We start from the raw sequence: 9,957 nt of genomic DNA, 5'->3' as shown, positions 1-9,957 counted from the left end.
TCACGGGCGACATCGCCCCGCCACACTGGCGGGATGGTGTCGCCCTTCCTCTACTTCCCCGACGAACGTCTCTCGCTCGCCGAGCTCACCGCCGCGTGCCTCGACGGTCACCTGGTCGCCCTCGGCGAGGGCTTCATCCCCGCGGACGCCGTCGAAACGCCCTGGATGCGGGCGCGCAGCCTGCTGACCCTGCTGGGCTCGCGGTGGGCGGCGACCCGCGGCAGCGCGGCGTGGGTGCACGGTGCGACCGCGCACGAACCCGCGTGCCATCACCTGCAGCGCGTCAGCCCCACCCGCCTGCGCACGCTCAGCGGGTCGCGCGCGGAGTATCACGACGTGCGGATGCCGTCGGCCGACGTCGAGGTCGTCGCGGGCGTCCACGTCTCGACGCGACCGCGCACGCTCGCCGACCTGGCACGCTCGGGCGCCGACGCGGATGAGGAGCTCGCGCGGGAATGGGCGCGACGAGAGCCCGATCTCGCATCCGCCGCGAGGGAGTGGCTCTCCCGGCATCCGCGATTCCCGCACGCGCGTCGCGCCGCGGGCGTCCTGGAACCGGATCAGGACGAGGTGACGCGGTACACGTCGTAGACGGCGTCGATGCGCCGGACCGCGTTCAGCACCCGGTCGAGGTGGACCGTATCGCCCATCTCGAACACGAACTTGCTCAGGGCGAGGCGATCGTTGGTGGTCGACACCGTCGCCGAGAGGATGTTGACGTGGTGTTCGCTGAGGACACGGGTGACGTCGCTCAGCAGCCCGGAGCGGTCGAGGGCCTCGACCTGGATCTGCACGAGGAACACGCTCTTGGTGGTGGGGGCCCACTCGACGTCGATCAGCCGATCGGGCTCTTCTTTCAGCGACCGGACGTTCGTGCAGTCGCCGCGGTGGACCGACACTCCACTGCCGCGGGTGACGAAGCCGACGATCTCGTCTCCGGGCACCGGGGTGCAGCACTTGGCGAGCTTGACCAGGATGTCGGGGGCGCCGCGCACCAGCACGCCCGAGTCGCCTCCGCGCGGCGCGCGGCTGCGGCCGACGGGGATGTCGATCGGACCGGTGTTGGTCTCTTCGGTGCTGACGAGCGCCGTGACCTTCTCGATGACCGACTGCGTCGAGACGTGCCCCTCGCCGACCGCGGCGTAGAGCGCCGAGACGTCCTCGTAGTGGAACTGCCGCGCGACCTCGGTGAACGAGTCCTGGCTCATCAGGCGCTGCAGGGGCAGGTTCTGCCGGCGCATGGCGCGGGCGATGGAGTCCTTGCCCTGTTCGATCGCCTCTTCGCGGCGCTCCTTCGTGAACCAGCCTCGGATCTTGTTGCGCGCCCGGGTGCTCTTGACGAAGCCGAGCCAGTCCTGGCTCGGGCCCGCGTCGGGGTTCTTCGAGGTGAAGACCTCGACGACGTCGCCGCTCTGCAGCGTCGACTCGAGGGGCACCAGGCGGCCGTTGACCTTGGCGCCCATCGTGCGGTGGCCGATCTCGGTGTGCACGGCGTAGGCGAAGTCGACCGGGGTCGCTCCCGTCGGCAGGCCGATGACGCGGCCCTTCGGCGTGAAGACGTAGACCTCTTTCGCCCCGATCTCGAAGCGCAGCGAGTCGAGGAACTCCCCCGGGTCGGCAGTCTCCGCCTGCCAGTCCGAGATGTGGGCGATCCAGGCCATGTCGGCGTCGACGGCCTTGGCATCCGCCTTCCCGCCCGCCATGCGCTCCTTGTACTTCCAGTGGGCGGCGACGCCGAACTCGGCCTGCTGGTGCATCTCGTTCGTGCGGATCTGGATCTCGACGGTGCGACCGCCGGGCCCGATCACCGTCGTGTGCAGCGACTGGTAGAGGTTGAATTTGGGGGTGGCGATGTAGTCCTTGAACCGGCCGGGCAGGGGCGTCCATCGTGCGTGAATGGCGCCGAGCACGGCGTAGCAGTCGCGGACCGTACCGACCAGGATGCGGATGCCGATCAGGTCGTAGATGTCGTCGAACTCGCGACCGCGCACGACCATCTTCTGGTACACGGAGTACAGCTGCTTGGGTCGCCCCATGACGCGACCGCGCACGCGGAGCTCGCGCAGGTCGGCGTCGACCGCGTCGATGACGTTCTGCACGTACTGCTCGCGCTGGGGCGTGCGCTGCTTGACCAGGCTGTCGATCTCGGCGTAGAGCTTGGGGTGCATCACGGCGAACGACAGGTCCTCGAGCTCGCTCTTGATGGCCTGGATGCCGAGGCGGTGCGCGAGGGGCGCGTAGATCTCGAGGGTCTCGGTCGCCTTCTTCGCGGCCTTGTGCGGCGGAACGAACCCCCAGGTGCGGGCGTTGTGCAGGCGGTCGGCGAGCTTGATGAGCAGCACGCGGATGTCTTTCGACATCGCCACGATCATCTTGCGGACGGTTTCGGCCTGCGCGCTGTCGCCGTACTTGACCTTGTCGAGCTTGGTGACACCGTCGACGAGCATGGCGACTTCGTCCCCGAAGTCGGCGGCGAGCTCGTCGAGCGGGTAGCCCGTGTCCTCGACGGTGTCGTGCAGCAGGGCGGCCGCGATGGCTTTGGGGCCGAGGCCCAGCTCGGCGAGGATCTGCGCGACGGCGAGCGGGTGCGTGATGTACGGCTCGCCGCTCTGGCGCTTCTGACCGTCGTGCGCCTTGTCGGCGACGGCGTAGGCGCGCTCGATGATGGCGAGATCGCCCTTGGGGTGGTGCGTGCGCACCGTGCGCAGCAGCTTGTCGACGTCGTCGCGGCGAGCGGCGCGCGAGAAGATGCGCGGAACCAGTCGCCGCAGAGAGGACGGCGGTGGCGCGGAGGACGCGGTCTCGGTCATCGCCACACCTTCCTCACGGCCAGTCGGACAAGTCTATGCCCCGCGCGGCCCGGTGAGCGGGCCGCGCGGGGGCGGGAGCGGGTTGCGGCGTCAGGCCGGGACGCCGGCCTTCTCGCGAGCGGCGCGGACGCGGCCGTCGCGCTGGGCGATCGGCTTCTCCTTCTCGCGCAGCAGCGCGTACATCGGCACGGCGACGAACAGCGTCGAGTAGGCCGCGACGATCGTGCCGACGAAGATCGACAGCGAGATGTCGCTCAGCGTGCGCGCACCCAGGGGGACGCCGATGAAGAGGATCGCACCGACGGGCAGGATGGCCACGACCGTGGTGTTGATCGAGCGGATCAGCGTCTGGTTGGCGGCCAGGTTGACCGACTCGGCGAACGTGCGCCCCGAGATCTCGCCGTCCTCGCGGGTGTTCTCGCGCACCTTGTCGAACACGACGGTGGTGTCGTAGAGCGCGTACGAGAGGATCGTGAGGAAGCCGATGACGGCTGCCGGAGAGATCTCGAACCCGAACACGGCGTATACGCCGATCGTGATCACGAGGACGTCGACGAGACCGATGATCGCGGCGACCGACATCTTCCACGTGCGGAAGTACAGCGCGAGGATCAGGAACGTCAGCGCGAGGAAGATCGACAGACCCCACAGCGACTGCCGGGTGACGTCCGCACCCCAGGTCGGGCCGATGAACGAGTCGGTGACCTCGGAACGCGGCACCTCGTACGTGGTGGACAGGGCGGCCGAGACCGCCTGCGTCTCGTCGGGACCGAGCTGATCGGTCTGCACGCGGATGGCCTGATCGCTGATCGTGGTCACACGCGTGGTCGCACCGGGGACGACCGACGTGACGGCCTGCGTCGCCAGACCCTGATCGAAGGATGCCGGGTTGGACACCGTGAACTGCGAACCGCCGGTGAACTCGATCGAGAACTGCACGGGGCGGAACAGCGGCACCAGCGCGGCGCCGATCACGAGGACCGCGGCGATGATGAACCACAGGCGACGACGCTGGACGAACGGGAAGGACGTCTTGCCCGAGTACAGGTCGTTGCCGAGCTGCGACATGGAGCGCATCAGTCGTCTCCCCCCTTCGTGGAGCGGCTATCGCCGCGGGCGGCGGCCAACTCCGCCTGCTTGCGTTCGGCGATCGTCTGGCGACGGGCGGCCTCGCCGCGCGAGCGCTTGACGCGACCGGCATCCGCCACGGGAGCCCGGAACTGCGCCCGGCCGCGGTAAACGGCGCCGAGGGCGTTGGGGTCCATGCCCGAGAGCGGGTGGCCCGAGCCGAAGAAGCGCGTGCGGGCGAGCAGCTGCATCACCGGGTGGGTGAACAGGATGAAGATCAGGACGTCGATCGCCGTCGTGAGGCCGAGCGTGAACGCGAAGCCCTTCACCGTGGCATCCGCGAGGATGTAGAGCACCACCGCGGCGAGGACGTTGATCGACTTCGAGATGTAGATCGTCCGCTTCGCGCGCGACCAGCCGTCTTCGACCGCGGCCGTGATCGACTTGCCGTCGCGCAGCTCGTCGCGGATGCGTTCGAAGTAGACGATGAACGAGTCGGCGGTGAAGCCGATGGTGACGATCAGACCCGCGACGCCGGCGAGCGACAGGCGGAAGCCGGCGCGCCAGGCCAGGATGCACAGCGCCAGGTAGGTCAGCACCGCCATCACGGCGAGGGAGGCGATGATCACCGTCCCCAGCGCGCGGTAGACGATGAGCGAGTAGATCGCGACGAGGCCCAGACCGATCAGACCGGCGATGAAGCCGACCTGCAGCTGCTGGGAGCCCAGTGTCGCCGAGACGGTGTCGCTGCTGACGACCTGGAAGCTCAGGGGCAGGGCGCCGTACTTGAGCTGGTCGGCGAGGGCTTTCGAGGACTCCTGCGTGAACGACCCGGTGATGCTGGGGCGGCCGTCGAGGATGATGCCGTTCATCGAGGGCGCCGAGAGAACGCTGCCGTCGAGGACGAAGGCGAACTGGTTGAGCGGAGCCTGGGCGCCGTACAGGCGCTGGCTGATCTCGCCGAACGTCTGGGTGCCCTGGTCGTTGAACGCCAGGTTGACCGCCCAGCGGCCGGTGTTCTGCTCCTGGCCATTGGTCGCGTCGGTGATGTCGGTGCCGTCGAGCTCGACGGGGCCCAGGATGTACTTCTGCCCGTCGTTCAGCCCGCAGGTGATGAGCGGCTGGTCGGTGGGCGCCTGGGCGGGGTTGCTCGGCGGGTTGGCGCAGTCGTAGGCGAGGAACTGCGCCTGCAGGGCGGGCGTGATGTACGCCGGGTCGCTCGCGTTGGTCGGCGACGCCGTCGGCGTGGCCGGCAGACTCGGGTCGGGCGTCGGGTACGGCGTGGACTGCCCGTCCTCGCCCACGAACGTCGTGGCGGGCGAGCCGGCGAACAGCACGGGGCGCAGCTGCAGCTGCGCCGAGCTCTGAATCCGCTCGCGCGTGGCGTCGTCGGCCTGGCCGGGGATCTGCACGACGATGTTGCGTCCACCCTCGGTGGCCACGTCGGCCTCGCCGACGCCCGAGGCGTCGACGCGCTGGCGGATGATCGTGACGGCCTGCTGCAGCTGCTCGCTGTCGGGCGCGGCGCCGTCGGTGGTCTGGGCCTGCAGGATGATCTGCGTGCCGCCCTGGAGGTCGAGAGCGAGCTCAGGGCTCCAGGAACTGGCGTTGTAGACGTACACGCCCAGCGCGTTGATGCCGAAGAGCACGCCGGTGATGGCGAGCAATCCGGTCAAGACGCGCCAGGCGTGACGGACGGGTGTTGAGGGCGCCACGGAGTCGGCTTTCTGTGCGGCGGTGAACGGGAAAGTCGGGTCGGTCAGACCGCGGGGCGGTCTTTGTCGTCACGGTCGGCGTCGGCGGCGCGAGCGGAGCGCTTGTCGTCGCTGATCGAGGTGATGTCGCCGTCGGCGACGCCCGCGACGTACTCGGCCTCGGCCTCTTCGGCCTCGATGTACTCGTCCTCGGTGACCGCGCCCTCGACGGGGTCGACGATGCGCAGGACGGCCTGGCTGTGGACCTTGATGACGACGCCGGGCGCGATCTCGACCAGGGCGGGCTTGTCGAGATCCTCACCGTCGTAGTCGACGATGGTGCCGTAGAGACCGCCCTGCAGCAGCACCTCGGCGCCGGGCACGGTCTCACGGGCCTTCTTCTCGAGCTCGGCCTTCTGCTTCTGCATGCGGCGGCGCGAGCTGTAGAACATGAAGACCAGCAGGCCGATGAGCAGGATGATGAGACCGTAGTCGGAGAAGAACCGGGCGATATCCATCGAGGCGGTGCACCTTTCGAAATCAGGCGCGCCGTGCGGCACTGCCTAGCGGGGGTCGGGGAATCCCTCGCCGAGTATAGGTCATGACCCCTGGCCGAACCGGAGCAGCCCGTCGGGGTGAGGAGCCCCCAGGTGGTCGTAGGCCTCGGGCGTGGCTACGCGGCCGCGGGGCGTTCGCCCCATGAAGCCGATGCGCACGAGGTACGGCTCGACGACGGACTCGATGGTCTCAGGCTCTTCGCCCACCGACACCGCGAGCGTGCTCAGACCGACCGGTCCCCCGCGGAACCGGCGGACGAGAGCGTCCAGGACGGCGCGGTCGAGGCGGTCCAGTCCGATCGCGTCGACGTCGTAGAGGTCGAGCGCCGCGCCGACCACGCGGACATCGGCGTGACCGTCGTCGGAGCCTGCGGAGGGCCCGTTGACGACCAGGTAGTCGCGCACGCGACGCAGCAGGCGGTTGGCGATGCGGGGCGTGCCGCGCGATCGTCGCGCGATCTCGGACCGGGCGGTGCCGGGCAGACCGACGTCCAGCATCGACGCCGAGCGCTGGACCACCTGCTCGAGCTCCTCGGGCTCGTAGTACTCGAGGTGCGCCGTGAAGCCGAACCGGTCGCGCAGGGGGTTGGGGAGGAGCCCCGCGCGCGTGGTCGCCCCCACCAGGGTGAAGGGGGCCAGGTCGAGGGGGATGCTCGTCGCTCCCGCGCCCTTGCCCACCATGATGTCGATGCGGAAGTCCTCCATCGCGAGGTACAGCATCTCTTCGGCGGACCGGGCCATGCGGTGGATCTCGTCGATGAAGAGGACCTCGCCGGGCGTCAACGACGACAGCAGGGCGGCGAGATCGCCGGCGTGCTGGATCGCCGGACCGCTCGACAGTCGCAGGGGCCGACCGCTCTCGTGGGCGACGATCATCGCGAGCGTGGTCTTACCGAGTCCGGGTGGGCCCGACAGCAGGATGTGGTCGGGCGAGCGCTGCTGGATGCGCGCGGCGTCGAGCAGCAGCTGCAGTTGACCGCGCACCTTGTGCTGGCCGACGAACTCGTCGAGCGAGGCGGGCCGCAGGGCTCCCTCGATCGCGAGCTCGGTCTCGTCGTCGGGGGTGCCGGCGTCGCGGACGTCAGCCACCCACGGTCTCCTTGCGGGCGGGGCCGAGCAGCGCGAGCGTGAGCCTCAGCAGGGACTGCACCGAGGCGCGGTCGGCCTCGGAGGCGTTCTCGGTGACGGATGCCACGGCCTCGGCCGCGGTGCGCTCGTTCCAGCCCAGGCCGATCAGCGCCTGCGTGACCTGCATCGGCACCTCTCCCTGCGTCGGGAGGGTGGCGGGCGCGGCGGCGGGAACGACGGCGAGCTTTCCGGCGAGCTGGACGACGATCAGCTTGGCGGTCTTGGGGCCGATGCCCGACACCCGGCGGAAGGGGGCGTCGTCATCGTCCGCCACCGCCTGCGCGATCTGCGGGACGGTCAGCGACGACAGCACGCCGAGGGCGGACTTGGGGCCCACTCCCGTCACGCTGATCAGCTGGGTGAAGACGGTGAGCTCTTCGCGGGTGTCGAACCCGTACAGCGACAGCGCGTCCTCGCGGACGATGAGGTTCGTGTGCAGCTGGACGTCGTCGCCCACGTGCAGCACGCGCGCCGTCTGCGCCGTCACGGCGACGGAGAACCCGACTCCCCCGACGACGACCACCAGCGAATCGTCGGCGACGTGCGCCACCGCACCGTGCAACGAAGAGATCATGCGACCAGCCTACGCGCCGCTTCGTACATGTGTTCGAGCGACACGGGGCAGGGGGCCGCGGCGCTTCTCGGCGTCGCGCCAGGCCCGCTGGGCGGGGGTGAGCGCCGTCTCGGACGAGGGGGATGCCGCTCCCCCGCGCCACGCGTGGCACAGCGCGATCGCGAGAGCGTCGGCGGCATCCGCGGGTTGAGGCAGTTCGGCGAGTCGCAGGACGCGCGCGACCATCGTCTGCACCTGCAGCTTGTCCGCCGAGCCGTACCCCGTGATCGCGGCCTTGACCTCGCTGGGGGTGTGGGTCGCGGCCGGGATGCCGTGCTCCGCGGCCAGCAGCAGGGCGATACCGCTCGCTTGCGCCGTTCCCATCACGGAGTGGCGGTTGTTCTGCGCGAACACCCGCTCGACGGCGACGACCTGCGGGTCATGGGTCGAGAGCACGGAGCGGATGCCGGCGGCGATGGCCGCGAGGCGCTTCTCGATCGGGTCGGTGGGAGCCGAGCGCGCGACACCCACGTGGACGAGCGTTGCGGTGCGGTCGGGTGCGACGTCGACGACGCCGATCCCGCAGCGGGTGAGGCCGGGGTCGATGCCGAGGACGCGCAGAGAACGGGACACGGCCCCCACGCTAAGCGCAGGGGCCGTGTGCACGAGAGAGGGCGCGCCCTTACTCGTCGTTCTCGAGCTCGGCCTGCACCTCGGGGGTCATGTCGAAGTTGGTGTAGACGTTCTGCACGTCGTCGCTGTCTTCGAGGGCGTCGATCAGGCGGAAGACCTTGCGCGCGGTGTCGGCGTCGACCTCGACCTTGAGGGACGGGACGAACTCGACGTCGGCGGAGTCGTACTCGATGCCGGCATCCTGCAGCGCCGAGCGCACCGACACCAGGTCGCTCGCCTCGGTGATGACGCCGAAGCCCTCGCCGTGCGGCTCGACCTCTTCGGCGCCGGCCTCGAGCACGGCGAGCATGACGTCGTCTTCGGTGGTGCCCTCGGAGGGGACGACGATGACGCCCTTGCGGCTGAAGTTGTAGGCGACGCTGCCGGGATCGGCGAGGGTGCCGCCGTTGCGGCTGAGGGCGGTGCGCACCTCGGCCGCGGCGCGGTTCTTGTTATCGGTCAGACACTCGATGAGGAAGGCGACGCCGTTGGGACCGTAGCCCTCGTACATGATCGACGAGTACTCGACGGCCTCGCCGCCGATGCCGGCGCCGCGCTTGATCGCACGGTCGATGTTGTCTTTGGGGACCGAGGTCTTCTTGGCCTTCAGAACGGCGTCGAAGAGCGTCGGGTTGCCCTGGAGGTCGGCTCCACCGAGCTTCGCCGCGACCTCGATGTTCTTGATGAGCTTGGCCCACGACTTGGCGCGACGGGAGTCGATGACCGCCTTCTTGTGCTTGGTCGTGGCCCATTTGGAGTGTCCGGACATAGCTTCCAGTCTAGAGCGCGGGGGCGGAGATGCCGCGTCGGCGGTGGACGCGCGCGAGGAATCTCTCGTGGAACCGCGTCTCGCCCGTCGATTCGGGGTGGAACGCGGTGCCCAGCAGTGCGCCCTGCTCGATCGCCACGACGCGTCCGTCCGAGAGGGATGCCAGGGGCACGGCATCCGGACCCCACTCGACGACCGCGGGGGCACGGATGAACGCGGCGTGCACCGGCGGCTCGCCGAGGGCGGGCACGTCGAGGTCGGTCTCGAACGACGCGGTCTGGCTGCCGAAGGCGTTGCGCGCCACGCGGGCGTCTATGCCGCCGAAGGTGCGCTGACCGGTGATCGCACCGTCGATGCGGTCGGCGAGCAGGATCAGGCCGGCGCAGGTGCCGTACATCGGCATCCCGTCCGCGATGGCGGCGCGGATCGGGTCGAAGAGACCGAAGGCGCGGGCGAGCTTGTCGATCACGCTCGACTCCCCGCCGGGGAGGACGAGGCCCTCCACGGCGGAGAGCTCCTCGGGGCGACGCACGGGATGCGCGTCCGCCCCGAGGGCGCGGAGCACGGCGAGGTGCTCGCGCACGTCGCCCTGCAGCGCGAGAACCCCGACGCGAGGAGCGTTACCAGCCACGCTCGGAGAGGCGGTGCGGGGCGGGCAGATCGGCGACGTTGATGCCGACCATCGCCTCGCCGAGACCGCGCGAGT

Annotated in this window: 10 protein-coding genes; 1 reads left to right on the top strand and 9 read right to left on the bottom strand. The window is 69.7% G+C overall.

Going from position 1 to position 9,957, the window contains the following annotated elements:
- The first annotated feature begins 33 nt into the window (after positions 1-33).
- Positions 34-591 carry a hypothetical protein gene (locus tag DBR36_RS17625; RefSeq protein ID WP_181373512.1) on the top strand — a complete coding sequence of 186 codons (558 nt, stop codon included), beginning with the start codon at positions 34-36 and terminating at the stop codon, positions 589-591.
- Here the strand turns inward: DBR36_RS17625 and DBR36_RS06935 are convergent.
- The 9 genes from DBR36_RS06935 to pdxT all read right to left on the bottom strand — a co-directional run bounded on the left by DBR36_RS06935 (position 561) and on the right by pdxT (position 9,882).
- Positions 561-2,810 carry a bifunctional (p)ppGpp synthetase/guanosine-3',5'-bis(diphosphate) 3'-pyrophosphohydrolase gene (locus DBR36_RS06935; RefSeq protein WP_108318173.1) on the bottom strand — a complete coding sequence of 750 codons (2,250 nt, stop codon included), beginning with the start codon at positions 2,808-2,810 and terminating at the stop codon, positions 561-563. The two genes, DBR36_RS17625 and DBR36_RS06935, sit on opposite strands and share 31 nt — an antisense overlap.
- A gap of 90 nt (positions 2,811-2,900) precedes the next feature.
- On the bottom strand, positions 2,901-3,887 hold the full coding sequence (secF, locus tag DBR36_RS06930; RefSeq protein WP_108318172.1) for a protein translocase subunit SecF: 987 nt from the start codon (positions 3,885-3,887) through the stop codon (positions 2,901-2,903).
- On the bottom strand, positions 3,887-5,593 hold the full coding sequence (gene secD, locus DBR36_RS06925; protein ID WP_108318171.1) for a protein translocase subunit SecD: 1,707 nt from the start codon (positions 5,591-5,593) through the stop codon (positions 3,887-3,889). Before secD ends, secF begins: the two co-directional genes overlap by 1 nt.
- 44 nt (positions 5,594-5,637) lie before the next feature.
- Positions 5,638-6,090: a preprotein translocase subunit YajC gene (yajC, locus tag DBR36_RS06920; protein WP_108318170.1), complete on the bottom strand. Its 453-nt coding sequence runs from the start codon at positions 6,088-6,090 to the stop codon at positions 5,638-5,640.
- Between the two features lie 81 nt (positions 6,091-6,171).
- On the bottom strand, positions 6,172-7,218 hold the full coding sequence (ruvB, locus tag DBR36_RS06915) for a Holliday junction branch migration DNA helicase RuvB (protein ID WP_108318169.1): 1,047 nt from the start codon (positions 7,216-7,218) through the stop codon (positions 6,172-6,174).
- The gene (gene ruvA, locus DBR36_RS06910) at positions 7,211-7,831 is read right to left on the bottom strand and encodes a Holliday junction branch migration protein RuvA (protein ID WP_108318168.1); all 621 of its coding nucleotides are present in this window, start codon (positions 7,829-7,831) and stop codon (positions 7,211-7,213) included. The genes ruvB and ruvA overlap by 8 nt, the downstream gene beginning before the upstream one ends.
- 9 nt (positions 7,832-7,840) lie before the next feature.
- A complete protein-coding gene (gene ruvC, locus DBR36_RS06905) occupies positions 7,841-8,443 on the bottom strand; it encodes a crossover junction endodeoxyribonuclease RuvC (RefSeq protein ID WP_108318167.1) in 603 nt (200 codons plus the stop codon).
- A 49-nt stretch (positions 8,444-8,492) separates the two neighbouring features.
- Positions 8,493-9,251, bottom strand: a complete 759-nt coding sequence (locus tag DBR36_RS06900; protein ID WP_108318166.1) for a YebC/PmpR family DNA-binding transcriptional regulator — start codon at positions 9,249-9,251, stop codon at positions 8,493-8,495.
- 10 nt (positions 9,252-9,261) lie between these two features.
- Entirely contained in the window at positions 9,262-9,882 is a 621-nt protein-coding gene (gene pdxT, locus DBR36_RS06895) for a pyridoxal 5'-phosphate synthase glutaminase subunit PdxT (protein ID WP_108318165.1), read from the bottom strand.
- Between the last annotated feature and the right edge of the window lie 75 nt (positions 9,883-9,957).

The sequence above is a fragment of the Microbacterium sp. HMWF026 genome, from assembly GCF_003061325.1.
In the GTDB taxonomy this organism is placed as follows: Bacteria; Actinomycetota; Actinomycetes; order Actinomycetales; family Microbacteriaceae; genus Microbacterium; species Microbacterium testaceum_E.
This window is presented reverse-complemented; position numbering and strand designations above follow the sequence as displayed.

What these genes read in the sequence shown, in the direction of transcription:
- DBR36_RS06900 (WP_108318166.1), bottom strand. Translation starts at nt 9,251, where the DNA reads ATGTCCGGACACTCCAAATGGGCCACGACCAAGCACAAGAAGGCGGTC.
- DBR36_RS06935 (WP_108318173.1), bottom strand. Translation starts at nt 2,810, where the DNA reads ATGACCGAGACCGCGTCCTCCGCGCCACCGCCGTCCTCTCTGCGGCGA.
- ruvA (WP_108318168.1), bottom strand. Translation starts at nt 7,831, where the DNA reads ATGATCTCTTCGTTGCACGGTGCGGTGGCGCACGTCGCCGACGATTCG.
- DBR36_RS17625 (WP_181373512.1), top strand. Translation starts at nt 34, where the DNA reads ATGGTGTCGCCCTTCCTCTACTTCCCCGACGAACGTCTCTCGCTCGCC.
- secF (WP_108318172.1), bottom strand. Translation starts at nt 3,887, where the DNA reads ATGCGCTCCATGTCGCAGCTCGGCAACGACCTGTACTCGGGCAAGACG.
- yajC (WP_108318170.1), bottom strand. Translation starts at nt 6,090, where the DNA reads ATGGATATCGCCCGGTTCTTCTCCGACTACGGTCTCATCATCCTGCTC.